Annotated in this window: 29 protein-coding genes; 7 read left to right on the top strand and 22 right to left on the bottom strand. The window is 59.0% G+C overall.

The window, feature by feature from the left end:
* Positions 1–49: 49 nt before the first annotated feature.
* The 6 genes from ACP7BX_RS18085 to ACP7BX_RS18060 form a co-directional block, all read right to left on the bottom strand.
* Positions 50–1,087, bottom strand: coding sequence for a DNA topoisomerase IB (locus tag ACP7BX_RS18085; RefSeq protein ID WP_269130677.1), 1,038 nt, complete (start codon positions 1,085–1,087; stop codon positions 50–52).
* A 78-nt stretch (positions 1,088–1,165) separates the two neighbouring features.
* On the bottom strand, positions 1,166–2,245 hold the full coding sequence (gene modC / locus ACP7BX_RS18080; RefSeq protein WP_426128785.1) for a molybdenum ABC transporter ATP-binding protein: 1,080 nt from the start codon (positions 2,243–2,245) through the stop codon (positions 1,166–1,168).
* A 5-nt stretch (positions 2,246–2,250) separates the two neighbouring features.
* The gene (gene modB / locus ACP7BX_RS18075; protein ID WP_033902954.1) at positions 2,251–2,931 is read right to left on the bottom strand and encodes a molybdate ABC transporter permease subunit; all 681 of its coding nucleotides are present in this window, start codon (positions 2,929–2,931) and stop codon (positions 2,251–2,253) included.
* Positions 2,932–3,690 carry a molybdate ABC transporter substrate-binding protein gene (modA, locus tag ACP7BX_RS18070; protein ID WP_038850969.1) on the bottom strand — a complete coding sequence of 253 codons (759 nt, stop codon included), beginning with the start codon at positions 3,688–3,690 and terminating at the stop codon, positions 2,932–2,934.
* 113 nt (positions 3,691–3,803) lie between these two features.
* Positions 3,804–4,865: an NAD(P)H-dependent flavin oxidoreductase gene (locus tag ACP7BX_RS18065; RefSeq protein ID WP_426128787.1), complete on the bottom strand. Its 1,062-nt coding sequence runs from the start codon at positions 4,863–4,865 to the stop codon at positions 3,804–3,806.
* A gap of 109 nt (positions 4,866–4,974) precedes the next feature.
* Positions 4,975–5,853: an alpha/beta fold hydrolase gene (locus tag ACP7BX_RS18060; RefSeq protein ID WP_426128789.1), complete on the bottom strand. Its 879-nt coding sequence runs from the start codon at positions 5,851–5,853 to the stop codon at positions 4,975–4,977.
* 173 nt (positions 5,854–6,026) lie between these two features.
* Here ACP7BX_RS18060 and ACP7BX_RS18055 point away from each other — a divergent pair, with 173 nt between their 5' ends.
* On the top strand, positions 6,027–6,605 hold the full coding sequence (locus ACP7BX_RS18055) for a CGNR zinc finger domain-containing protein (protein ID WP_426128791.1): 579 nt from the start codon (positions 6,027–6,029) through the stop codon (positions 6,603–6,605).
* Here ACP7BX_RS18055 and ada read toward each other — a convergent pair.
* From ada to ACP7BX_RS18035, 4 genes are all read right to left on the bottom strand, one after another.
* Complete coding sequence (gene ada / locus ACP7BX_RS18050; RefSeq protein ID WP_426128793.1) at positions 6,602–7,648, bottom strand: bifunctional DNA-binding transcriptional regulator/O6-methylguanine-DNA methyltransferase Ada; 1,047 nt, start codon at positions 7,646–7,648, stop codon at positions 6,602–6,604. The genes ACP7BX_RS18055 and ada overlap by 4 nt on opposite strands.
* A gap of 75 nt (positions 7,649–7,723) precedes the next feature.
* On the bottom strand, positions 7,724–8,389 hold the full coding sequence (gene alkB, locus ACP7BX_RS18045) for a DNA oxidative demethylase AlkB (RefSeq protein ID WP_426128795.1): 666 nt from the start codon (positions 8,387–8,389) through the stop codon (positions 7,724–7,726).
* Positions 8,390–8,393: 4 nt separating this feature from the next.
* The gene (locus ACP7BX_RS18040) at positions 8,394–8,561 is read right to left on the bottom strand and encodes a hypothetical protein (RefSeq protein ID WP_016974793.1); all 168 of its coding nucleotides are present in this window, start codon (positions 8,559–8,561) and stop codon (positions 8,394–8,396) included.
* Positions 8,562–8,591: 30 nt separating this feature from the next.
* Positions 8,592–8,894: a DUF1883 domain-containing protein gene (locus ACP7BX_RS18035; protein WP_003191319.1), complete on the bottom strand. Its 303-nt coding sequence runs from the start codon at positions 8,892–8,894 to the stop codon at positions 8,592–8,594.
* Positions 8,895–9,108: 214 nt separating this feature from the next.
* On the opposite strand from ACP7BX_RS18035, the gene ACP7BX_RS18030 reads away from it, so the two are divergent.
* The 4 genes from ACP7BX_RS18030 (at position 9,109) to ACP7BX_RS18015 (ending at position 11,505) form a co-directional block, all read left to right on the top strand.
* The gene (locus tag ACP7BX_RS18030) at positions 9,109–9,462 is read left to right on the top strand and encodes a hypothetical protein (RefSeq protein WP_314526514.1); all 354 of its coding nucleotides are present in this window, start codon (positions 9,109–9,111) and stop codon (positions 9,460–9,462) included.
* A 175-nt stretch (positions 9,463–9,637) separates the two neighbouring features.
* Positions 9,638–10,285, top strand: a complete 648-nt coding sequence (locus tag ACP7BX_RS18025) for a c-type cytochrome (RefSeq protein WP_426128797.1) — start codon at positions 9,638–9,640, stop codon at positions 10,283–10,285.
* Complete coding sequence (locus tag ACP7BX_RS18020; RefSeq protein WP_426128799.1) at positions 10,282–11,196, top strand: c-type cytochrome; 915 nt, start codon at positions 10,282–10,284, stop codon at positions 11,194–11,196. The genes ACP7BX_RS18025 and ACP7BX_RS18020 overlap by 4 nt, the downstream gene beginning before the upstream one ends.
* A gap of 78 nt (positions 11,197–11,274) precedes the next feature.
* Complete coding sequence (locus ACP7BX_RS18015) at positions 11,275–11,505, top strand: hypothetical protein (protein WP_177075016.1); 231 nt, start codon at positions 11,275–11,277, stop codon at positions 11,503–11,505.
* A gap of 9 nt (positions 11,506–11,514) precedes the next feature.
* On the opposite strand, the gene ACP7BX_RS18010 is transcribed toward ACP7BX_RS18015, so the two are convergent.
* The 11 genes from ACP7BX_RS18010 to ACP7BX_RS17960 form a co-directional block, all read right to left on the bottom strand.
* Entirely contained in the window at positions 11,515–11,796 is a 282-nt protein-coding gene (locus tag ACP7BX_RS18010) for a hypothetical protein (protein WP_033902944.1), read from the bottom strand.
* A gap of 145 nt (positions 11,797–11,941) precedes the next feature.
* Entirely contained in the window at positions 11,942–12,898 is a 957-nt protein-coding gene (locus ACP7BX_RS18005) for a fimbrial protein (protein ID WP_426128802.1), read from the bottom strand.
* A gap of 99 nt (positions 12,899–12,997) precedes the next feature.
* Positions 12,998–13,546, bottom strand: a complete 549-nt coding sequence (locus tag ACP7BX_RS18000; RefSeq protein WP_426128804.1) for a fimbrial protein — start codon at positions 13,544–13,546, stop codon at positions 12,998–13,000.
* Between the two features lie 11 nt (positions 13,547–13,557).
* Positions 13,558–14,037, bottom strand: coding sequence for a fimbrial protein (locus tag ACP7BX_RS17995; RefSeq protein ID WP_426128806.1), 480 nt, complete (start codon positions 14,035–14,037; stop codon positions 13,558–13,560).
* Positions 14,038–14,050: 13 nt separating this feature from the next.
* Positions 14,051–14,545, bottom strand: a complete 495-nt coding sequence (locus ACP7BX_RS17990) for a fimbrial protein (RefSeq protein WP_426128808.1) — start codon at positions 14,543–14,545, stop codon at positions 14,051–14,053.
* 10 nt (positions 14,546–14,555) lie between these two features.
* On the bottom strand, positions 14,556–15,128 hold the full coding sequence (locus ACP7BX_RS17985; RefSeq protein WP_178954310.1) for a fimbrial protein: 573 nt from the start codon (positions 15,126–15,128) through the stop codon (positions 14,556–14,558).
* A 21-nt stretch (positions 15,129–15,149) separates the two neighbouring features.
* Complete coding sequence (locus ACP7BX_RS17980; protein WP_426128810.1) at positions 15,150–15,908, bottom strand: fimbria/pilus periplasmic chaperone; 759 nt, start codon at positions 15,906–15,908, stop codon at positions 15,150–15,152.
* Positions 15,905–18,508: an outer membrane usher protein gene (locus ACP7BX_RS17975; protein WP_426128812.1), complete on the bottom strand. Its 2,604-nt coding sequence runs from the start codon at positions 18,506–18,508 to the stop codon at positions 15,905–15,907. The genes ACP7BX_RS17980 and ACP7BX_RS17975 overlap by 4 nt, the downstream gene beginning before the upstream one ends.
* 19 nt (positions 18,509–18,527) lie before the next feature.
* Positions 18,528–19,085 (bottom strand): fimbrial protein, encoded by a 558-nt coding sequence (locus ACP7BX_RS17970; protein ID WP_426128814.1) that lies wholly within the window; start codon positions 19,083–19,085, stop codon positions 18,528–18,530.
* 50 nt (positions 19,086–19,135) lie between these two features.
* Entirely contained in the window at positions 19,136–19,657 is a 522-nt protein-coding gene (locus ACP7BX_RS17965; protein ID WP_033902936.1) for a fimbrial protein, read from the bottom strand.
* Between the two features lie 496 nt (positions 19,658–20,153).
* Complete coding sequence (locus ACP7BX_RS17960; protein WP_033902935.1) at positions 20,154–20,339, bottom strand: hypothetical protein; 186 nt, start codon at positions 20,337–20,339, stop codon at positions 20,154–20,156.
* A 307-nt stretch (positions 20,340–20,646) separates the two neighbouring features.
* Here ACP7BX_RS17960 and galU point away from each other — a divergent pair, with 307 nt between their 5' ends.
* Positions 20,647–21,486, top strand: a complete 840-nt coding sequence (gene galU / locus ACP7BX_RS17955; RefSeq protein ID WP_028616217.1) for a UTP--glucose-1-phosphate uridylyltransferase GalU — start codon at positions 20,647–20,649, stop codon at positions 21,484–21,486.
* Positions 21,487–21,591: 105 nt separating this feature from the next.
* Positions 21,592–22,950 (top strand): glutathione-disulfide reductase, encoded by a 1,359-nt coding sequence (gene gorA, locus ACP7BX_RS17950; protein WP_426128817.1) that lies wholly within the window; start codon positions 21,592–21,594, stop codon positions 22,948–22,950.
* Here the strand turns inward: gorA and ACP7BX_RS17945 are convergent, their stop codons facing one another.
* Positions 22,951–23,958 carry a DNA-binding protein gene (locus ACP7BX_RS17945; protein ID WP_426128819.1) on the bottom strand — a complete coding sequence of 336 codons (1,008 nt, stop codon included), beginning with the start codon at positions 23,956–23,958 and terminating at the stop codon, positions 22,951–22,953. It lies immediately after the preceding gene.
* Positions 23,959–23,980: the final 22 nt, after the last annotated feature.

The raw sequence follows: 23,980 nt of genomic DNA, 5'->3' as shown, positions 1-23,980 counted from the left end.
TAGTGGTTCACGTCGGCGGTCGTCCTGCGGATCAGAAGGGAGGCAAAGCCTAACCCGTCTTGGCTTTTTTCGGCAAGTGCGCCGCCAGTTGCTCAAGAAACATCGCTAAGGCCACTTCTTCAGCCTTGAGCCCTTTGCGGATGCGCGGCTTGGGCAGCTTGGAGAGTTCGCCGAGGCTGAAATGCTCCAGCACGGCAGGGTGGATGTAGCACTTGCGGCACACCGCTGGGGTGTTGCCAAGCTGTTTGGCGACATCCTTGACCATCGACACAACATGCCTTTTGGCATCGGACTCAGGCTGCCACTCCAGTTCCCGCAACACGGCCAACGCCATGGCGGTGCCGGCCCAGGTGCGGTAGTCCTTGGCGGTGAAATCGGCGCCGGTGAGGCTGTGCAGGTAGTCATTCACGTCGTGGGAGCTGACGGTGTGCCGCTCGCCGTCTTCATCGAGGTACTGGAACAGGTTCTGGCCCGGCAATTCCAGGCAGCGTTTGACCACGGTTGCCAGTCGCCGGTCTTTAACGCTGATTTGGTGCTCGACGCCGCTCTTGCCGCGGAACTGAAACTTGATTTCGCTGCCTTTGACATCCACATGGCGGGTGCGCAGGGTGGTCAATCCATAGGACTTGTTGTCGCGGGCGTACTGGGTATTACCGACGCGGATCAGCGTAGCGTCGAGCAGCGTCACCACGGTGGCCAGCACCTTTTCGCGGGTAAATCCGGGTTCGGCGATTTGCGCTTCCAGCTGCTTGCGCAGCTTGGGCAGAGCATTGCCGAATTCTTGCAGCCGCGAGTACTTGTCGGTGTCCCGCACTTCGCGCCAGCGCGGGTGATAACGGTATTGCTTGCGTCCACGGGCGTCGCGGCCGGTGGCCTGCAGGTGGCCGCGCGGGTCGGCGCAGATCCACACGTCAGTGTAAGCCGGCGGGACGGCGAGGGCGTTCAGGCGCTTGATCTCGTCGGCGTCGTGGATGCGCTCACCCTTGGGGTCGAAATACTGGAACTTGCCCCGCAGCGTCTTGCGGCGGATGCCGGGTTGGGTGTCGTCAACGTAATGCAGGTCGCGGGGTAGCGCAGAGTCGGACATGAGGCGGGTTCCTTGGCAACAAATCAGGCCGGTATGTCTGATGGACCGCAGCGGTGTGCGGTCGTGCCAAAAGGTTGCTTACGCCAACACCGCAACGGCCTTGATCTGCGCCCAGATACTCTGGCCGGGGTGCAGTTGCAGTTGGTCGCGGGAGAACCGCGTGATGCGCGCCAGCAACGGCGTCCCACCCGCGTCCAGTCGCACCAGCACGTGGGCGTTATTGTCCGCCGAAATCTCCTGGGTAACCGTCACCGGCAAGCGGTTGAGGATGCTGCTGTGCTCCTCCGTTTGCAGGCTGAGGCTCACATCCCGCGCCTGCACCTTGATACGCAACGCTTTGCCCACGGCCAGCGGTGCATGAGCCACACGCATGTGCAAGGCGCTGGCGGGCAGTTGCAGGGTGAGCAACTGATAGTGATCGTCGTAGGCGCTGACCGTGCCGTTGATCACCACCCCTGCATCGTCACCCAGCGCCAGGGGCAGGTCGAGCCGCGCCAGGGTTTCGCCGATGGGGCCGCTGGCCAGGGCCTTGCCGTCGCTGAGCAAGACGATGTGATCGGCCAGGCGCGCTACTTCATCCTGGGCATGGCTGACGTACAGCACCGGGATATCCAGTTCATCGTGCAGGCGTTCGAGGTACGGCAGGATCTCGCTTTTGCGCTGGCTGTCGAGGGCGGCCAGGGGTTCGTCCATCAACAATAGACTGGGGCTGGTGAGCAAGGCGCGGGCGATGCCGATGCGCTGGCGCTCACCGCCGGAAAGGTGCTGGGGATGGCGATCGAGCAGGTGGCCGATGCCCAGCAACTCGGTGGCATGGGCCATATCCACACGGCGCTGCTGACGGGGAATACGCTTGAGGCCAAACTCCAGGTTGGCCCGCACCGACAGATGAGGGAACAGGCTGGCCTCCTGAAACACGTAGCCCAGCGCGCGTTTATGCGGCGGTACGAACAACCTGTTGCGACTGTCTTGCCAGACTTCATCATTGATCTGGATAAAACCGTCTTCGGCGCGCTCCAGCCCGGCGATGCAACGCAGGCACGTGGTCTTGCCGGAACCGGAATGCCCATACAGCGCCGTCACACCGCGACCGGGCAAGTGCAAGTCCACATCCAGGGCAAAGCCCGAGTACTCAAGTTTCAGGCGTACATCAATCATCGACATCAACTCCAGCCCATCTTGGTTTTACGGCTGGAATACAGCGCCAGCAACACCAGGAACGCGAACACCACCATCGAGCCGGCCAGCCAGTGGGCCTGAGCATATTCCATGGCTTCCACATGGTCGTAGATCTGCACGGACACCACGCGGGTCTTGTCCGGGATGTTGCCGCCGATCATCAGCACCACGCCGAATTCTCCGACGGTGTGCGCAAAGCCCAGGATGGAGGCGGTGATAAACCCTGGTCGTGCCAGGGGCAAAATAACGGTGAAGAATGTGTCCCAAGGATTGGCCCGCAAGGTCGCGGCCACTTCCAGCGGGCGTGTGCCGATGGCGGAGAAGGCGTTTTGCAACGGCTGCACCACAAACGGCATGGAATAGATCACCGAGCCAATGACCAGCCCGGCGAAGCTGAAGGTGAGGGTGCCCAGGCCCAGCCATTGGGTGAACTGGCCGAAGTAGCCATTGGGGCCCATGGTCAACAGCAGGTAGAAACCGATCACCGTCGGTGGCAACACCAACGGCAGAGCGACGATGGCGCCAATGGGGCCGCGCCACCAGGAGCGGGTGCGCGACAACCACAGGGCAATCGGAGTGCCGATGACCAGCAGGATCACGGTAGTCAGTGACGCCAGTTTGATGGTCAACCAGATAGCGGAAAAATCGGCACTCGATAACGGCATTTACTTGGCCAGCTCGTAACCATAGGACTTGATAACGGCAGCAGCTTTAGGCCCCTTGAGGTAGTCGACCAATGCCTTGGCAGCAGCACTGTCCTTGCCTTTGTTGAGGATCACTGCGTCTTGTTTGATCGGGTCGTGCATGGCCGCGGGAACGATCCACGCTGAACCGCTGGTGACTTTGCCGTCTTTGTAGATCTGCGACAAGGCCACAAAGCCCAGCTCGGCGTTGCCGGTGGACACGAACTGGTAGGCCTGGGTGATGTTCTGGCCTTCGACGATCTTGTCTTTGACCTTCTCGGTCAGCCCTTCCTTGGCCAGTACTTGGGTAGCGGCGAGGCCGTATGGCGCGGCTTTCGGGTTGGCGATCGACAGGTGCTTGAACTCGTTTTTCTTCAGCACGTCGCCTTTGGCGTCGACGTAACCTTCTTTGGCCGACCATAGCGCCAGGGTGCCGACGGCGTAGGTGAAGCGCGAGCCTTTGACGGTGTCGCCTTCGGTTTCGAGCTTTTGCGGGGTGGTGTCGTCAGCGCTCAGGAACACTTCGAACGGCGCGCCATTCTTGATCTGGGTGTAGAACTGGCCGGTGGCACCGTAGGCTGCGACCAGTTTGTGGCCGGTGTCTTTTTCGAAGTCGGCGGCAATCGCCTGGATCGGTGCGGTGAAGTTGGCGGCGACGGCCACCTGGACTTCATCGGCATGGGCCGAACCGAAGGCGAGGGCAGCGACCAGGATGGCCAGGCGTGAGGCGTGAATCGTCATGAAGCAGCTCCTTTGAGGGTGTACGGCTTGTTATAGGTAGAAGGCTTAACCGCTATGTATGGGAATATATAGCGGTTGGCCATTGCCGGTACAGTGCAAAGTTGCCACAGGTTCTACGGGTTGAGTTTGGCCAGCGCCTGCTGCGCCAGTTCACGCGTCAACTCATAGGTGGTGGTGTCTTTGCCCAGGCGCAGTGCCTGGCCAGACCACAGGTTACTGAAACCTGCTTCATCCTTGGCCTTGAGCGGTATCAACGCGCCGCCGGAGGTGGGGAAGGCCGGCGCTGCTGGGTTGATTGCGCCCAACTCACGCATCACACGGTTGACGATGCCCCGTGCCGGGCGACCGGTGAACAGGTTGGTCAGCGCGGTTTCGCTGGCCTGGGCATGGCGCAGTGCGTGGTGGTGCGAAGGGGTGACATTGGCTTCAGGCGTAAACAGGTAAGCCGTGCCGATCTGTACCGCCGAGGCGCCCAGGGCAAAGGCCGCGACAATCCCGCGTGCATCGCCGATCCCTCCGGCGGCAATCACCGGCACGCTGACGGCGTCGACCACTTGCGGCAGCAGGGCGAACAGGCCGATCTGGGTATTGAGGTCATCGCTGAGAAACAAGCCGCGATGGCCGCCCGCTTCACTGCCCATGGCGATAATTGCGTCGCAGCCGTGCTGCTCCAGCCAGATCGCTTCCTCCACGGTGGTGGCCGAGGACAACACTTTCGCACCCGTGGCTTTTACCCGATCCAGCAGGGCTTTTTCCGGCAGGCCGAAGTGAAAACTGACGACTTCGGGACAGAATTCCTCGATGACTTGGCAAGCCGCTTCGTTAAACGGTTCGCGGTTGGACACAGGCGTCGGCGCCTCAAAATTGGCACCCAATTCGCGGTAGTAGGGTTCCAGCAAGTCCTTCCAGCGCCGATCACGCGCAGCGTCGGGGGCTGGCGGTTGGTGGCAGAAGAAGTTGACGTTGATCGGGCGTGGGCTGGCCTCACGGATGGCGGCCAGGGCTTCGCGCAATTGCGCGAGGCTCAGTGCAGCCGCCGGTAATGAGCCCAGCGCCCCGGCTTTACTGGCCTCGATGACCATGGCCGTGGTCGTACCCACGGCCATGGGCGCCTGGATGATGGGCAGTTCGATCCCCAGCAGGTCGATGATGCGGGTGTCTGGCCAGGTGCTCATGGGATATCTCTCCAGCGTCAGTGAGGCTTTACGCTGTTTTAACAGGGCCCATGTGCCCCGGCCACTCTGTTTTATTCACTGGACGAACGGCACGTTTCGTGGTGTGCCATCAGTTGATGGCGTCGCCCAGTACCGCGTGTATCCGTTCGGCGATGTGGGCTGCGTGGGTTTCCAGGGCGAAGTGCCCGGTGTCGAGCAGTTCCACCACCGCGTTCGGGTTGTCGGTCTGGTAGGCGTGAGCCCCTGGCGGGATGAAGAACGGATCGTTCTGGCCCCAGATCACCAGCGTCGGCACCTGTTTGGCCCTGAAGAAGGCCTGGAACGCCGGGTACAGCGTCAGGTTGTTGCGGTAGTCGAGGAACAGGTCCAACTGGATCTCGTCATTGCCGGGGCGCTGCATGAGCAGTACGTCGAGCATGTAGGACTCCGGCGCAACCCGTTCAGGCTGATGGACACCGTGCAGGTATTGGTAGCGCGTGCCTTCCAGGCTGATCACCGCGTTGCGGATCACCTCGCGGTTGGCCTGGCTCGGTTCGGCCCAATAGGTACGAATCGGTGCCCAGGCGTCCCCCAGGCCTTCGAGGTAGGCGTTACCGTTTTGCGAGACCAGCGCGCTGACCCGTTCAGGGTGCGCCACTGCCAGGCGCAGACCTACGGGTGCGCCGTAGTCGAAGACGTACAACGCGTAACGCGTCAATTCCAGCGCGTCGACAAAATGCCCGACGGTGATCGCCAAGTTATCGAAGCTGTAGTGGTAGTCGCGTTCGGCCGGTACTTCGGTGAAGCCAAAACCTGGCAAGTCCGGCGCGATCACTCGAAAGCGCGTGGCGAGCAACGGGATCAGGTCACGGTACATATGCGACGAACTGGGGAAGCCATGCAGCAGCAACATGACCGGCGCCGAGGGGTCGCCGGCTTCGCGGTAGAACATGCTTACGCCGTCGGCATCGACATGGCGGTAGTGAACGACGGAGGTTGGAGTGGTCATGATGAAGGCGCCTTTGTAACTTGATTGGGTTGATATACGGGTTACCGTTTTCAAAATCTGCGCTCAAACAAGTAACCTGTCAAACTATTTATAGAGGTTTCAATTTTGTCGTGTGTAACTATCCATGCGCTCAGATAGCGGTTACTATGTCGACGCCCTGAAGAGGAATGACCATGACTATCCCAGCACCCCTTGAGCCTTATGTCCTCGCCGATGACCCGGTGCTGGACATGCTCAACACGCGCGCCAATGTGGACGCGCAACCCCACGATTTCTGGCAGTCTGATGCCGATGTCGAGCGTTGGCTGGTGCGCCTGGAGTGGGTGAAGGAAGGACAGGTGCCTGCGTTTGAACCGGGCGCATTGCTCCGGGTGGGCCGGGAACTGCGCGAGGTAATCCGTGTATTGCTGGAGTCGCGCAAGGAGGGAACGCGGGGCGATCCCGCTGCGCTGAATGGCTTTTTGCGCAAGGCCGTCAGCCATCCGCAGTTGGCTTGGCCGGCATCGGGTGAGTTACGCGTTGAGCGTCAGCGCAAGCTGCAAACCCCGGAGCAATTTCTCTCGATGATTGCTGAAGCCGCAGCGGGTTTGCTGGTGGACGGGGATTTCAACCTGATCCGCACCTGCGAACATCCCGAATGCGTGCTGTGGTTCTACGACCGCACCAAGGCGCATAAGCGCCGTTGGTGCAGCATGGCGCTGTGTGGCAACCGGCACAAAGTCGCTGAGTTTCGCAAGCGCAAGCTGGGTTAAGCCTTGCTCTCACGCTCCAGCAACTGCTGCTTACGTTCTACACCCCAGCGGTAGCCCGACAGGTCGCCATTGCTGCGCACCACCCGGTGGCAGGGGATCGCCACCGCGAGGCTGTTCGCGCCACAGGCTTGAGCCACCGCGCGGAACGACTTCGGAGCACCGATTCGCGCGGCTATTTGCGCGTAGCTGGCCGTGCTTCCCGCTGGAATATCGCGCAAGGCTTGCCACACCCGCTCCTGAAATGCGGTGCCGCGCAAGTCCAGCGGCAGGTCCAGGCCGAGCGCAGGCGCTTCGATAAAGCCCACGACCTGCGCGATCAACTGCTCGAAGCGCTGGTCGGCGCCTACCAGTTCCGCCTTGGGAAATTGATCCTGAAGATCGCGTACCAGCTTGTCAGGGTCGTCCCCTAGCAGAATCGCGCACACGCCACGCGCACTTTGTGCCACCAGAATCGCCCCCAGCGAGCACTGCCCGACGGCGAACATGATCGCTGTATTTGTCCCTCCGGCTTTGTAGTCGCTGGGTTTCATGCCGAGAAGCTGGTCAGCCGACTCATAAAAGCGGCTGTTGGAGTTGAAGCCTGCGTCATACAAGGCATCGGTCACCGAGTGCGAGCCTTTGAGTCCATCGCGTACCTTGCGCGAACGGTGCGCAGTGGCGTAGCCCTTGGGGGTCAGGCCAGTGACAGCTTTGAACACGCGGTGGAAATGAAACGGGCTCAGGTTGGCTTGCATAGCCAGTGCGTGCAGGCCGGGGGCAGTGTCCGCCTGTTCGATATGCCGGCACGCGTCCGCCACCAGTTGCGCATGGTGCGCAACCAACTGGGTCTGGTCTGCGCTTGCGCGTTTGCTGGCGCGATACCCGGCGGCCTCGGCCTGCGCGGGGGTGTCGAAGAACTCGATGTTTTCCGGGCGTGGCAAGCGTGAGGCGCTACTGGCGCGGCAGTACACACCGGTGGTTTTTACGCCGTAGACGAACAACGTATCGGCCTTGGGGTCTCTGGCGAGGATGGCCGCCCAGCGCGGATCTTGTTCGGTAGTCATGCTCGGCACTCTTGACGGATTCCGTTCAGATTAATCGCGCCGCGCACATCTGGCACTCTGAAGCTTGCGGTCAAATCAGCCGGCGGTGCGAAACGTGAGGTTGATGCGTTGCGGCCCCATGACCGGATGTACGCCTTCCTTGATCGGCATCACCCCGTGGAAGCGCAAGCGGTCCACGCCGCCCCACACCACCACGTCGCCGTGGAACAGCGAGACTTTGCGGGTTTTGTCACTGCGCTCATGTCCGCCAAACAGGAAAATCGCCGGCAAGCCGAGTGACACGGATACAACCGGTTCGCTATAGCGACGTTCGTTTTTGTCCTGGTGCAGGGACATTTTGGCGGCGGGTACATATCGGTTGATCAGGCAGGCGTCGGGGGCAAAGTCGGGAAAGCCGGCCTCTGCCGCCGCCTGCACCGCCAATTGACGCAAAACGTCTGGCATCTGCGGCCATGGCTGTTGGCTGCGCGGGTCGAGCGGCGAGTAGCGGTAGCCGGAGGTGTCGGTGGTCCAGCCCAGGTCGCCGCAACTGCTCAATGCCGCCGACATGGTAAAGCCGCCGGGTGTGACCATTTGCCGGAACGGTGATTGAGCCAGTACCCGTCGCAGTTCTGGCAGAACGAGCTCAATCCAAGGTAGGGCATAGCCCCGTAATACGTAGGACTGCTCGCCAATTTGCTCACGCCCTGCGGGTTGCTGCAGGGCGTCGTCGGCAAACAGGTCAGCGGTGGGGCCGGGCATCGGCTTACAGCGCCTTGCTCACATTGATGTCGGTGATCTCATCACTGGCATCGTGAATTTTCGCCAGGGCTTGTTTGGCTTCTTCCACGCTGTTGGTCTGCAGTTGGGCGAACTCAAAACGGCGTTCGCCGTTGAGCTTGTACTTGATCACGTATTTTGTAGTGGTGTTCACGGCTATTTCCTGTGAAGTGTGCGGATCAGCTCAGCTCAGCTTGGAGCTGGTGCGACGCACGATGCGGATCTTGTGGGACAACGCGGGTTTGCGGGTCACGCTGATGGCGCGGCGCGTGACGACGTCCAGGGTAATGTTCCAGAACCCGGTGCTCGGTGCGGTGATTTTAGCGGGGAACTTATCGAAGGCACCGCCGTGATAGGTATGACGGCCGCCATTCTTGAAACTACGAAAATTCGCGTCGCTCATCAGACGAATATTACAAGTCTGCGAGCATTCGATGACGACAATGTCGCCCTCGTTGAGGTGCTCACGCTGGTGGATGAATTTCATGGGTGGGGACTCCAGAAGGGCTTTTTCTGAAAAATCAGAACGATACGTAGGTTAAGATGGAGTTTATCAGCCCCAGCGCGTTTATTATCGGCCCGTCTTTAACGGCATCGACAATTTAAAACAGTTATTTACCGAGTTATCAGGGATAAATCCTACGTGGGCGGGAGAAAATTACCATCCCCGCTGTCGTAGGGTCTTTATCGGAGGTTTTTGTATGAAGTGGAGTGTGTTGGTTCTGGCCCTGGCGATTGGTGGGTGTGCTTCGGTTGCAGATATCAAGCAGACCCCTCCGACCTTGGCCGTCATTTCCGGGAAGAAACCCCAGGAATACGCCGCGTGTGTGGTGAAAAAACTCTCGGCGACCCGTCGGCCGTCGCAGATCGAACCGCATAAGGATGGCGGTATGCAGGTGATTGTGCCGCAGAAGTTTTCCGCCGACCCTTCAGCGATCTTCGAGATCGATGAGCGCTCCAGCGGTAGCAGCATCAAGCTCTACGAGAGCATGTCCAATGTGCCGATTCGTCCGGGTGATGTGAAGAAGGCGGGCGAGGACTGCATTTCCGGCTGATCTGGCCTGTTCAACCCAGCGACTTCCAATCCGATAAAAAAGCCTGGCCGCGTAAGCGAAAAGCCGGGCTTTTTTTACGCTGTGTTTTTGGAGTTGTCGCGACGGGGTCATTCCCCTACCATTTGTAGGCTTATGCCGTGAGCGTCTAAGCATATAACTATAAAATGGAGTCGTGATGATGTCTCTGGAACGAGTACTGATGGGCAGCGCGCTGATGTTGCTATTGGGCAATGTCCACGCGCTAGAGGGGAGGAAAATTTTTGCCGAGGGCGGTTCGCAGCCGGGTGCCATACCCTGTGTAGCCTGCCATGGTGCCGATGGCGCGGGGATGGCCGCAGCTGGCTTTCCCCGATTAGCGGGATTGCCCGCGACGTATGTGCGCAAACAGCTGGAAGACTTTAAAAATGGCAGCCGTACGAATCCAGTGATGCAACCGTTAGCGAACGCGCTCACGGACGCCGAAATCGAAGCGGTCAGCCAGGCGCTGGCGGCAATGCCGGGGCCTGTTCCCAAGGCGGTCTATCGCAGCGAAATGCCGCTCAACGCCGCCCAAAAGCTCGCACAACAGGGCGCCTGGGAGCGGCAGATTCCGGCGTGCGCCAGTTGTCATGGCCCAGCAGGGACAGGCGTCGGCGACGCGTTCCCACCCCTGGCCGGTCAACCCGCCGCCTACCTGGCCGCGCAGTTGACGGCTTGGCAAAACGGCACCCGTCACAATGATCCGAATGACTTGATGGGGCACATCGCCAAGTCACTCACGGCAGAAGAAGTGCAGGGCGTGTCCCAGTATTTCGCCTCGCTGAAACTGGAGGCCAAGCCATGAACCCGTTGATATTGGCCTTGGGCCTGTTAGGTCCAACCTCGGTCCACGCCGCCACGATCGCCATGGAAGACCAGTCGCAGTTGCAACCTGCCAGCCACGCTGCTGCCAGCCAATTCCAGCCTCCTCAAGAAAGCGAACTGCCTGACAATGCCTACGGCAAGCTGGTCAAGGAGGGTTATGCGCTGTTCGTGGATACCAGACGTCTGGCGCCGAACTATGTCGGTAACGGACTCAACTGCAGCAACTGCCACCTGGACCAGGGCCGCCTCGCCAACTCGGCGCCCTTGTGGGCTGCCTACCCGATGTACCCGGCCTACCGGAAGAAAAACGACAAGGTCAACACCTTTGCCGAGCGATTGCAGGGCTGCTTCCAGTTCAGCATGAATGGCGGCACGCCTCCGGCCGCAGATAGCCCCGAGATCACCGCGCTCTCGGTTTACGCTTACTGGTTGGCGAGCAAGGCGCCACTGGGTGTTGAATTGCCGGGGCGCGGCTATCCGGACGTTGCGCAACCGGCCAAGGGTTATGACTTGAGGCAGGGCGCCCAGGTTTATGAAGGGCAATGCGCTGTCTGCCATGGCGCCGAAGGGCAGGGCCAGAAGGTCGGTGACCACTATGTGATGCCGCCGTTGTGGGGTAAAGACTCCTATAATTGGGGCGCGGGCATGCACCGCATCAATACGGCCGCGTCCTTCATCAAACACAACATGCCGTTGGGCAAGGGCGGTAGCTTGAGTGACCAGCAAGCCTGGGACGTGGCCGCCTATGTCAACAGTCATGAACGGCCGCAGGATCCGCGCCTGGTTGACGGTTCCGTGGAGAAAACCCGGCTCAAGTTCCACGCCAATGACGGCGTCAATCTCTACGGCCAAACCGTAGAAGGCGTGCTGATCGGGCAGGGCATCCGTTAAACTGTTACCCGATCAATGCAAAAATGCCGCGCAAACCCTCGGTTTGTGCGGCATTTGTCTTTTTTTGGGAAGTTTTTCATGAAGCGTGAACACGTCAGGGCTCGCCAGGCCGAAGGCCAGATATCGGCGACGCACATCATCCAGAATCCGGCCGACTTGGGCGAGTGGATCGTATTTTTCAAGAAAAGCGGCGGCCGCAGTTTTTTCCTGGTGGACGATCAGGACGAAGTCGAGTCGTTCCCGCGCCTGGATGACCTGGTGGAGACCATCCGGGACCTGGGTATCAAGTTTGCCGATATTCAGCTGTAAGCCTGAGGCTCACTTGCACACGACGACCACACTGCGACTTTTGAAGTTGCCCACGTCCTTGCCCAGGGTCTTGTCACTTTCCTGGAGCGAGGGTGTGCCTTCGGTGCCGACGATGCGGTAGCCGGTGCCGGCACATGAGGCGTCGGCCTTTTCATAGCAACTGGCCCAGGAATTGGCCTCGCCGGAGCAGTCGATGGTCAGGCCTTGCTCGCCATTTTTCAGATAGACGTCAGACGTGGTGGTGCACCCGGCGAGCGCCAGGACTGCAGTCAGTGCCAGAAACTTGTTCATAGGGGTTCATCGTCGAGGGTGTGGGAGGGCACGCTGACACGGTCGTGGGGCGTTGACGCAGGATTATAGCGAACTGCCACCTGGTGCGCAGTCACAGAAATACACTTTGCAACTGCGCACTCTTGCCTTTAGCGGTTTTTCGGTGTCACGGAACTCCCATCACGAGTACGCCACTCCCGGTCACCGGCCCTGCGGCAGGCAGCGAGCCCGGTCGCTGAACCAGCGAGAACGTCACATCATCCCCTCCGACACTGTTGGTGATTTGGGTCACGAATCTACCGTTAACTGCCACCGCAGATCCTGCCCGGACCATCGCTGTGCCAACGTCCGGGTTGGTCATCATCAGCAGGCGGTTGTCGAACGACGTCGCGTTGCCTTTATAGGTGATGGTGATCGGTGTGGTGATCCCCGCATTCGGGCAGGAGTAGGTGAGCCTGCGATTGCTCTGGATAGGTGTTGTCAGCGGATCCGTACCGATTTGTCGTTGGTGGACGTTGCCAAAGTTGACCTCGATGGGGTTGTTATTGTTGATCGTGCAGGTTGATGGAGAAATTGTGAAGTTGTTGGCCGCGGTGTATGTGACGGTGAGGTTCGCCATTTGTGAGTCATAGTTGTTTGTAGCGGTGAGGCGCAGGAGGCCGAGAGTATCCCCAAGTCGAATATCTATCGGATTCGATGGATCGTTACGCAACAGGATAAAAGGCGTGATATTGATCGGGTAAATCACCTGGTTGTTGGGCAAGGTGGCTGCGCGTACGCCGATTGGGACTGGAGTGTTGTGGAAGGCCCCGTTGATGCGTAAACCGGACATATTGCCACTAAACTTGGGGCCAGGCGTCCAAGGGCTGCCCGCTGTACTTCCCGTTGACCAGAAATCTTGCCCCCAGGCGGGCCCCTGTCCGGGGCTATATCGACATTCAAGCCTTGCGCCTTCCAGAAAAATTCGAGTGTTGTCTGCGTTCGGAGTGACCATAACGGGAACATGCAGATTGGGATTGCCCGTCTCCAAAGGGCCGCCATTCACCCGGCAATCTACAGCCTGCGCACTCGCAGTCATACCTGTCAGGACGCAAAAAACGATGTTGCCATATAACCGTTTCATTTCGGTCTCTCGTTGCTCATCTACCCCAACGCAGCCTGCCGAACTTTTGGCACGGACCTCAGGGGCGTCAAGGAGAAGGTTGAGGTTTATCTATACCTGTTATGGATAGCCCAAGGTAAACGTCGAGGTCACCGTGTACCGGCCGTGCCCGATGGTCTGATCCCTGATCGCATCCGGCTCGCCCTGCACATAGGCTTTGAGCTCGATGACGTTGCTGCCAGTGCTCAACACCTGTTTGTCGCTGACGGTATTCACGGGGAAAGGCTTGTTGTCCGGTGTCTCTATGCCAAGGCCGATTCCCGTCGCGCCGCTGCCACCGTCCAGCGCGAACAACCCCGGCAGCTTCACGTTTTCCGTGCCACCGAGCAGAATGGTGACTGTGTCGCCAATCGTGGTGTCGCAGTTCTCCAGATGCACCTTGAAAGCCTTCGCTCGAGTGCGGGTATTGATGTAGAGGTGCTTGCTGGTGACGTCCCAGAGTTCCAGGGTGATTGCGTCGTCGCCTGGGCGGATTGTGCAGGCCTCTTCCACCAGGTTGCCCTTGAAGCGAAGGTTGTCCGCAGCATCCGCGTTGGGCGTCAGTCCGAAGCTCAGCAGTAACGCCAGCCAGGCGCATGCCCATCTTTTATGATCCATTTCATGTCGCATCGACGCGGCTCCTACTCGTATTCAGCCAACAGCGTGGCCACTGCTGAAAACGGTGCGGGGGGCAGGGTTGCGCCCGGTTGTTTGATGGGCACCACTTCCAATCTCGGCGGAGACGAGAGGACGATGTCCATTGGCGTATTGAGTGGAAACGGCACGTTGTTCTGGAAGAGCCGAATCCCCAGCGCCGACACGTTGGTTTGCACCGCCGCGCCATCAAATGCCGTCGGTGTGCCGTTGACACTCAACTTCAGCGCCCAGGGCAGGGTGGCTGCGCCACAGTTGATGGTGTAAGGCACTGCTTTACGGTACTTCACGCCGTCTACGCGCTTTACGCCCACATCACCAAAGTCGACTTCAATCGTGTTGCCTGCATCAATGGTGCAAGGCGGTGGTTCATTCAGCGTTCCGCTGAACGTCAGGTTCGCCATCGCGCCACCGCAAAGGCCCAGGGAGTACAAGGCGAGCAACGCTCGCTGCTGCCAACCAGTCATTGATTATTCCTCTTCATTGATAATCGACCACCAGGGTGGCGGCCGCATCAAAGGCCCCTCCGGTCAAGGTGCTGCCCGCGCGTTTGACCGGCACCGCCTGCACCACCGGAAAGTTCGGGTGGGTAAAGTTCACGGGGGTATTGAGTGGCCAGTCAGCGCCATTCACGAACAGCTTCACCCCCAGGTCCGGTTTGCGGGTGACCAGCACACGATTGTCAAACGCAGCGGCCGTGCCCTTGAGTTCCAGCTTCATCGCGTTGCTGACGGGTGAATTGCAGGTGACGGTGTAAGGCACCCCCCGACGATAGTTGACACCGTCAACCCGTGAGGTCTGAAGGTCATTGCCAAAAGGCACATCAAGCGTGCTGCCACCGTTAATCACACAGGGTGGCGGCGCGATTATCACCGCGCGGATAGTCAGGCTGGTCTCGGCCTGCACACCCTGGCTGACGGCCCAAAGCAGGCCACCACTGATAAGAACGGCCCATGGGCCGGTTGGCTTAGCCATTGTCACGCCCTTACTCATAGTTGAGCTTGAAATCCACCACGGCCCGGAACGCTCCGCTGGTCAGCGGTGCGGCGGTGCGTGTGGGCTGAACAGTCCACGTCTGGGTGTTACTGCCCAGTGGCAAAAACAGCGGTTCGCCCCTTGATCCCAGCTGTACATCCCGCCCCAGAGCGTCGGCCAGGCGCAGGCCCATTCCTGTTATGCCCTGCACTTTGACGAGCCTTGGGTCATCGGCATCGGCAGGGGCAACAAACATGACCGACAGCACTGGTTGAAAGGCGCTCCACGTCAGGTTGCCCGTGCGTTCGCTGCGGATGGTGCCAGCGGTGCGCTGGCAATCGGCAAAGCGCAATTGGAATGCCACAGGTCTTGCTTGATCGCCGGGGCGTTGCAACTGGCTGGCCGATACAGCGCCAAGGTCGATGGTTTGATGCAGTGAATTCATCTCCAGCGCGCAGGGGATTTCATGCATGCTCCCGGAAATGTTCAGCATCCCGTTCATGCCCTCGACGTCCTCGGCCTGCGCGACCCATGGCGCGGCCAATAACAGCCCGCCCAAACCCTTCACAATGTGCCACTTCATGGTGTTCTCCAGCGGCTGGTGCTACTGATTGGATGGGGAGGCTTGTGCATTCACCGTGCAGGTGTTGCCAGTGCAGGTGAAGGACATCAATGGACGTCCGCCGTAATCATTGACGTAAGCCAGATGCGGGGTTGTGCCGAGCGCCGTGGCGGTGACGCCCAGGGTCAACTGGCCTTTTGGTGGGACCATCAGCGGCTCGAAGCCCAACACGGTCTTGCCGTCCTTGGTGCTGCGCGCGTCCACCAGGGTCACGTAGTAAGGCGTCGGGTTATTCACCTGGTAACGCTCGCCATCACGGGTCAGGGTGAGTTTTTCCTGCCACGGGGTGGACAAGTCCTGCTGGCTGGGCGCAATGGCTTGCGGCCGGTAGAACAGTTTGATCCGGGTCTGCAGGGCAATTTGCAGGGTGTTGGCTTTATCGCTGCGTGGCGGAATTTCCCGCAAATTGAAGTAGTAGACCGTCTCTCGGTCCTGGGGCAACGATTTAGCCGCCGGCAGTGCCTGAACCTTCACCTGGCTTTGTTTGCCGGGTTCCACACGCTGAACCGGCGGCAGCACGATCAAGGGACTGGTGATTTTTTCGCCGGCTTCGTCTTCGATCCAGCCTTGGGCCAGATACGGCAACTGGGTGTTGTTATTGGTGATGCTTACGCTGGTGGCATCTTTGCCACCATCAAAAATCACTCGGGTACGATCCAGGCCGATCGCGGCGTTGGTGCTCTGGCTCAAGCCAAGAACCAGTAGCGCGCAGGTCTTGATAAGGCGCGTATTCAGCTTCATGAGGATGTTTTCTCCGTATCGGTACGCTTCCCGGTCAGTGATTCTTGCTCGGGCAGGGATTGATCATGGGCTACCATTCGGCAACCCAGTTGCAGGGCATCAGTCAAGGCATCAGCGGGTAACACGACAGGGAGCGTGAGCGTGCATCGCTCTGCACCTCCCCAGCTGACGGTCATCTGTGCGCCAGGCTGGATGCCGCTCAGGTAGACGTTGCCGCCGTCATTCACAATGCCGGTGTCTTGCTGTTTGAGGTTCTTCACCGTCGCACCGAACGGCGGCGAAGTGCCGTCCGGCAGGCGCAGCACCGCCATGGCTTTTTCGCCGGCAATCACAGGCAAGGATCGATAGCCGATGGCGCCTTCGGTCAGTGTGAGTTGCGTGACGGATTGGGTGGCTTCGACATTGCGGGGCAAACTTTCCAGGTCGACGCTCGCGGCCATCCGCTGATAGCTGCCAATGTCTGAAATGACGGCTTTGCCAAAGGCGTTACTGCGTGTCGGTGCGCCGTAACCGCGCACCGGCACATCGGCCACGCCACCGGTGTCGACCATCAGGCGCGTGCCACCCATGCTGTTGGCCCGATGCAGGGCTGCCCCTTGGGGCGTGAGCGTAGCGCCGCCACGAGCAGACACACTCAGGGTGCTGTAGCCGTCCCTTTGCTGACTGGCCGCAAGATCGATGTCCGCCTGGTCACCGATATGATTCAGGTAACCACTGACAGATTTGTCACTGGCACTGAGTTGGTAGCCGTTACGTTCATCCAGGCGATCGCTGTAGCGCGTTGAAAAACCGTTATCGCCACGGGTCCTATCGGCATCCATCGACAACGTACCGGTCCGCCCCAACGGTAGGCTGACGGTCAACGCAACGCCGTTATCCTTGTAGTTGTAGTCCAGGGTCCGGTGTATGTTCAGGGACAGGCTCATGTTTTTGACTGTCCCAAGATTAAAGTAACGCGATACCGCCAAGTTCCAACGTTGCGTGGCCGCGCGTTCCCAATAAGTCTGTTTGTTGTAACTCAAGTAAACGGTGGTGCCCAAATCGCGGAACTGCTTATTGATCGTCGCGGTATACAAGGCTTTACTGCCACCAATAGGCTTCCAACTTTCTGTGTATTCGTCGTACCTGTAGCGCCCGGCGAGTTCACCATTTCTGCCGTAATGACGAGCGTCCAGGTATTCGCTCATGCTCAAGTAGTTCTGTTCAGAAAACCGGTAGCCGGCAAAGGTTATTTGGCTGTCGTACTGTTCGAAGTGCTTCGAATATTGCAGGCGGTAGGATTTGCCCGACAGTGTGTCATTCCAGACATTGGCCTGGGCCTGGGTTGCATCCAACGAAAGGGCGCCGAAGGACAATAAGTCTCGCCCCACCCCGACCGATAACGCGCGGTAGTTGTTATCGGTAATCGCGCCGCCAAACAGTGACCAACCATTGCTGACGCCCCACGAGAACTCGCCTGTACTGAAAAAGTCGCCATCCGCGCCATATTGAAGATTGGACGGCCGTCCCGCGGCGAGCTTGTAACGGATGTGGCCAGGGCGAGTGAGGTAAGGTACGCCAGCGGTATCGATCTGGGAGGTGTGGACCGAACCATCCTGTTCCTCTACCCGCACGTCGAGCTTGCCGCTCACCGCGTCATTCAGGTCCTGGATACGAAAAGGTCCTGCGGCCACCAAGGTTTCGTACAGCACACGGCCCTGCTGGCTGATGATGACCCTTGCATTGGTCTTGGCGACGCCGACCACTTCAGGTGCATAACCGCGCAGATTCGGCGGCAGCTGACTTTGATCGGAGTTGAGCGCGGCGCCGGTAAAACGGAAGCTGTCGAACAGGTCCGAATACAGGTAGTTTTCTCCCAGTACCAGGCGTGCCTTCAGCGATGGAATAGCGCGATACGCATAGTAACGACTCCATTCCAGCCGCGAACGCCTAGCCGACGCCTCGCGGTCCTGGTCGACCCGGCCCTGCCAATCCGCCCTCAGGCGCCAAGCGCCGGCGTTGGCTCCCAACGTGCCGTTACCGCTGACGTCGTTGCGGGTGCGGTCATTCCTCTGGTGGCTGGTTTGTGCCGTCATGTTGTAGTCGAGCAGCAGCCCAGGGATCCCTTCATCCCAACGCGAAGGCGGGTCCCAGTTGATCGCGCTGTACTCAAGGTAAGCCTGAGGGAGGTTGATGTTCAGCGTGCCGGTGGCCAGGTCACCCCTTACTTCCATACCGGGCAGCGCCCGGATATCCAGGCAGTCCCCGCCTTTCCACCAAGTCAACTCAGTGGCGCCGGATTCCTTCAGGCCCAATTGCTCCACGATAGCGGGAGACAAGCAGGCTTCACTGCCTTTTGGATCGTCATCGGGGGGGTAAAACGCGACGGATTGTTCGGGCAGCGGCTGGTTGTTTAGTTGCACCACCATTGAATAAGTGCCGGGCAGAATAAAACCGCTGCGGGCAAATTGGGACAAGTCGATATTAGTGCGATCATTCAGGTCCAGAACATCAGTATTAAACTCAATGTCCCCGGCACCCAAGGCCGAGCCTGCTACGGATATCAATCCACCGAACAGTGTAGGGCGGAGCGTATGTTTGATCTTCGACGCATTCAACATGAAAGCAACCCATCAATGTTCAGAAATATTCCAACTTGAACCGTACGGCGGCACGGTGATCCCCAGGCATCAGTTGCAATCCGTTACCGACCAGGCGGACCGTGTAGTGAAGGGTCATGTCGCCTTCATTCAGGGGCACCAGCGGCATCGGCTCACCTGGAACACTCTCCTGGCCAAGCGAATCCCAGATATGAAATGCGACCCCCTGGGAAAGCCCCGAGGCGGCGAAAGAGCGGCCTTGACGGTCGCTGGCCCCGTCAAACGTCACGCGCAGATGCTCCCAGTCGGGCAGCGTTAACCCAGGGCGCAGAGGGTCCGGACGAGTCAATGAACAATTGACCAGGCGCAGTTGGAAGGGATGCGGCTCGCCGATCGTGTTGCGCAAAAGCCGGCCAATAGGTTCGGGTGGCATTTCGATGGACTGGTCGGCACTCGCCAACTCCAGCCCGCACGCCGAGTCAATGACCTCTCCACCCAGCGTGACTACTCCATCGCCCTGACCAGATGTCTTCGCGACAACGCCGAGGCTGACGACCGCCAACGAAGAGGTAATTGCGAGGCTTATTAATGTTTTCACCGTTATCTCCCATCAGTTCCCCCGCCACGTTGGTGGCGGGGGGGAAATGCTTACTGATAAGCCAGGGTGAAATTGGTGGTCGCACTGAAATCGCCAGGCACGACGTTGCCCGTCGCTGCACCTTGAACGTAGGCCCCGAACTCCAACGTGTTATCACCAGCGACGATGGCCTGAGGGGTGGTAGGTACACCCAATTCAACGAGTTTGCTGCCGTGGGTCATCATGATGCCGATGTTGCCCGCGCCACCCACGGTGCCGATTGCACCCGGAACAACGGACGATGGCGCAGCCGTGAAGGTGGTGGTTACGGTGTTGTCGGTCAGGCCGGTGAGATCGCAACCTTCAAGCTCGATCAGTACGCGGCGGGCTTCGGACTTGCCTCCCGTTTGCAATTGATGTTTTGCGATTGCACCTAGGTGAACGGACTGATCGACAGAGTCTGGCTTGATAGAACAAGCACCCGAGTGGACCGATCCTAAGAAGGTGATAGTGCCATCCGCGGCTTGCGCGACGGACATCGACCCCATCAGCAGCCCGATAGACAACAGTGCAGTTTTGATTTCAGTTTTCATCAGCTAAGACCCATCTATATTAATGAACGTCATAAAGGAACCCCGCAGGCAGGTGTGCACCTACCGTTCATTACTGATATGTAAAGCACGCAGGGAACTTGGTTCGACGCCGACCAACTTGCAGTGAGGAGGAGTTTGAATTTTCCAACTATTTGCATTGCAGGTTTTAGCGGCGTTCGAACTCAGGCAATTATTGGGCTTGCAGGGACAGAAGTAAGTCGCCTGATTCGCCTAGTTGCGTAGCCCGGTTATGTCGGGATGTGTAAGAGGGATATGGCATTTTGCCAAAAATCAATAATTAGCTGTAAGAGATGGACTACCCTTATTAGGGGGGAGGGTGTTTTGAACGTTATGATTTCTGTAAGAATAGAATTACAGAGATTAATGATGCAAACATCGATAGATGTCGCCATGTAACGGCCACGGCGCGGTTTCAGCGGGGCGCCGCCCACAAAAAAGCCCCGTTGAACGGGGCTTGATGACAGCGCAGCGGAACTTACTTGGTTTTCGGTCGTTTGCTCGACGCGTGGCCTGCTTCGTCCACAAACACTTCGGCCACGGCGATCGCCTGGCTCTCGGTGGGGAAGACCCCGGCGACGCTGTCACCGTGGAAGTTGATCAGGTGCCAACCGTCCGCTCGCTTCGTGATCAAGTAGCCGTTTACGCCTTTTGGTTCTGACATCTAGCAATCTCGTGGTGTGATTCAAGGGCGTAATGATAGCGCCAAATGCGGCAGGTGCGCGCAGGTTATTCTAGGTCAGTGTCCTGGGTGCAAAAGCGTGCTAAAAAGGGTGCAGCCCTTTGAAATCCTGAGGTGCAGGCAGTTTTTGCCGTGCCGGTGTGGAGGCTCTTCGCGAGACCAGCGGAACTTACGCCGACATTTTTTCTCTATGATGACATCGCAACGCCAGCAGGACCCATTGTAAGGTGACTGCGGCCTGATTAGACTGCGCCGAATTCCGTACGCACAGCCCTTTGTAAGGACCCATATGATCAAGAAATGCTTGTTCCCAGCAGCCGGTTACGGCACTCGCTTCTTGCCAGCGACCAAGGCCATGCCCAAAGAGATGCTGCCGGTGGTGAACAAGCCACTGATTCAGTACGGCGTCGAAGAGGCACTGGATGCCGGTCTGAACGAAATCTCCATCGTGACCGGCCGTGGTAAGCGCGCGCTGGAAGACCACTTTGACATCAGCTATGAGCTGGAAAACCAGATCAAGGGCACCGACAAGGAAAAATACCTGGTCGGCATCCGCAAGCTGCTGGACGAGTGCTCGTTCTCCTACACTCGCCAGACCCAGATGAAAGGCCTCGGCCACGCGATCCTGACTGGCCGCCCGCTGATCGGTGACGAACCGTTCGCCGTGGTGCTGGCGGATGACCTGTGCGTCAACCTGGAAGGCAAGGGTGTTCTGGAGCAGATGGTTGATCTGTACAAGAAATACCGTTGCACCATCGTGGCAGTCCAGGAAGTGGACCCACAGGAAACCAACAAATATGGCGTAATCGCGGGCGACGAAATCGGCGATGGCCTGATCCGCGTACGTGACATGGTTGAAAAGCCAGCACCGGAAGATGCACCGTCGAACCTGGCGATCATCGGCCGTTACATCCTGACCCCGGACATCTTCAAGCTGATCGAAGAAACCGAGCCAGGCAAGGGCGGCGAAATCCAGATCACCGACGCGCTGTTGAAGCAAGCCAAAGATGGTTGCGTCATTGCCTACAAGTTCAAGGGCCAGCGTTTCGACTGTGGTGGCGCTGAAGGCTACATCGAGGCGACCAACTTCTGCTATGAGCACTTCTACAAGACTGGCAAGGCTTACTGATTAACGCTGTAAGCGGCCTGTTCCAAAAAAGCCACCTTCGGGTGGCTTTTTCGTTTTTCAGCCCCATGTAAGTCGGTATGCTGGTTGCCTGCCGAGGAGAGTGAAATGGCTTACGATTTTGACCTGTATGTGATTGGCGCCGGTTCCGGCGGTGTTCGTGCGGCGCGTTTTGCCGCAGGCTTTGGTGCCAAAGTGGCCGTGGCGGAAAGCCGCTACCTGGGTGGCACCTGCGTCAACGTCGGCTGCGTGCCGAAAAAACTGTTGGTGTATGGCGCGCACTTTGCCGAGGATTTTGATCAGGCCAGCGGGTTTGGTTGGTCCCTGGGCGAGGCGAATTTTGATTGGGCCACCCTGATCGCCAACAAGGATCGCGAGATCAATCGCCTCAATGGCATCTACCGCAACCTGCTGGTCAACAGCGGTGTGACCCTGCATGAAGGGCATGCGCGCCTGGTGGATGCGCATCAAGTCGAGATCAATGGCGAGCGCTTTACCGCCAAGCACATCCTCATCGCGACGGGTGGCTGGCCGCAGATTCCGGAGATTCCAGGGCGTGAACATGCCATTGGCTCCAATGAGGCGTTCTTCCTCAAGGAATTGCCAAAGCGTGTACTGGTGGTCGGTGGTGGCTACATTGCCGTCGAGTTCGCAGGGATTTTCCATGGCTTGGGCGCACAGACATCCCTGCTGTATCGCGGTGACCTGTTCCTGCGTGGCTTTGACGGTTCGGTGCGTACACACCTGAAAGAAGAGCTGACCAAGCGTGGCCTGGACCTGCAATTCAATGCGGACATCGAGCGCATCGACAAGCAAGCGGACGGCAGCCTCAAAGCCACGCTGAAAGATGGTCGCGTGCTGGAAGCGGACTGTGTGTTCTACGCCACAGGTCGCCGCCCGATGCTGGACAACCTTGGGTTGGAAAACACCGGCGTGAAGCTCGATAAGCGTGGTTTTGTCGAAGTGGACGATCTGTACCAGACCGCCGAATCGTCAATCCTGGCCATCGGCGACGTGATCGGGCGAGTGCAACTGACACCGGTTGCGTTGGCCGAAGGCATGGCCGTGGCGCGTCGGCTGTTCAAGCCTGAGCAGTATCGTCCGGTGGATTACGCCATGATCCCGACGGCGGTGTTCAGCCTGCCCAACATCGGCACGGTTGGCCTGACTGAAGAAGAGGCGAAAGAGAAGGGCCATAAGGTGCAGATCTTCGAAAGCCGTTTCCGGCCAATGAAGCTGACCCTGACCGAGTGCCAGGAAAAAACCCTGATGAAGCTGGTGGTCGACGCCGACACCGACCAGGTGCTGGGTTGCCACATGGTCGGGCCGGATGCCGGCGAGATCGTCCAGGGCCTGGCGATCGCGCTCAAAGCGGGCGCGACCAAGCAGCATTTCGACGACACCATCGGCGTGCACCCCACGGCGGCGGAAGAGTTCGTCACCATGCGCACGCCTGTGGCGGGCTGATCAGCGCTCGGGCGTTGCCTCTGGCGCCGTCGCAACGGCGGCCGCCAGTCGCAATGCTTCTATGCTGGCCTGGGCTTTGATCAGGTCCAATTCCAGGGTTTTGTTGGATTGCTGGTGTTCGGCCAGCGCTTCCTGTCGTGACTGGCTCTCCAGCACCGCCACTCGCAGGCGTTCCTGAAGCAGGGTGCGTTCGCTGTCGATTACGCCAACCTGTTCGCTCAACTTGAGTTGCTGGGCCTGATCCTTGCGAGATTGTTCCTGCAGTGCCGTCAGTTCTTTCATCGTTACCCGATGCTCGATCAGCAGCCGCTCGTTGTCGCGATGCAGTTGGGTGATTTCATCCTGACGCACCATGGCACTCTGTTGGGCCTGGCGCAATTCAGCCTGTACCTGTTGCAACTGGCCTTCATGGCGACGCTGTTCCTGCTCGCGCTGCTCCTTGATCGCATTACGGTAATGCTCCAAGGCGTCCCTTGCGTGCAGGTGCTTTTCTTCCAGCGAACGGATCTGCTCGTCCTTGTCGTTGATCCGTAGCTCGTAATCACTGCACGCCTGGCTCAGCCCGGCGTTACGGGTTTGTTCGGTCTGCAGGCTGGTGCTCGCGGTTTGCAGAGCCGCGCTTTCGTCTGCCAGGGCGGCGGCCTGGATATCAAACTGTTGCTTGAGTTGGCCATGGGTTTCCTCAAGGGCTTCCAGTTGGGCGAGCAGGGCGGCTTTCTGTTGCTCGAACTGCGCCAGGGCCAGGTCGATAGGCTCCTGGGCTTTGTCCTTCAGGCGTTGCGCCAGGCGCGCCACCAGTTCGCCAAGCTCGTCGTCGATGGGCGCCTCGGTGATGGTGGCTCGGCTTTCGCTCTCATCCAGCTCCTTCAGATAGCGATGAATCGTGGTTTTCGAGCCGGTGTTGCCCATTTCGATGCGTACAGCGTCGATGCTGGGGTTTTCGCCGCGGGCGAGGATCGCCAGGCGTGCTGTTTGAACTACTGCTTTATTAATGCCGCCGCGAGCCATGGGGTCTCCGTCGATTTAGTAT

Origin of the sequence: Pseudomonas sp. DWP3-1-3b3, assembly GCF_049896305.1 — a bacterium.
Lineage (GTDB): Bacteria > Pseudomonadota > Gammaproteobacteria > Pseudomonadales > Pseudomonadaceae > Aquipseudomonas > Aquipseudomonas azotoformans_A.
This window is presented reverse-complemented; position numbering and strand designations above follow the sequence as displayed.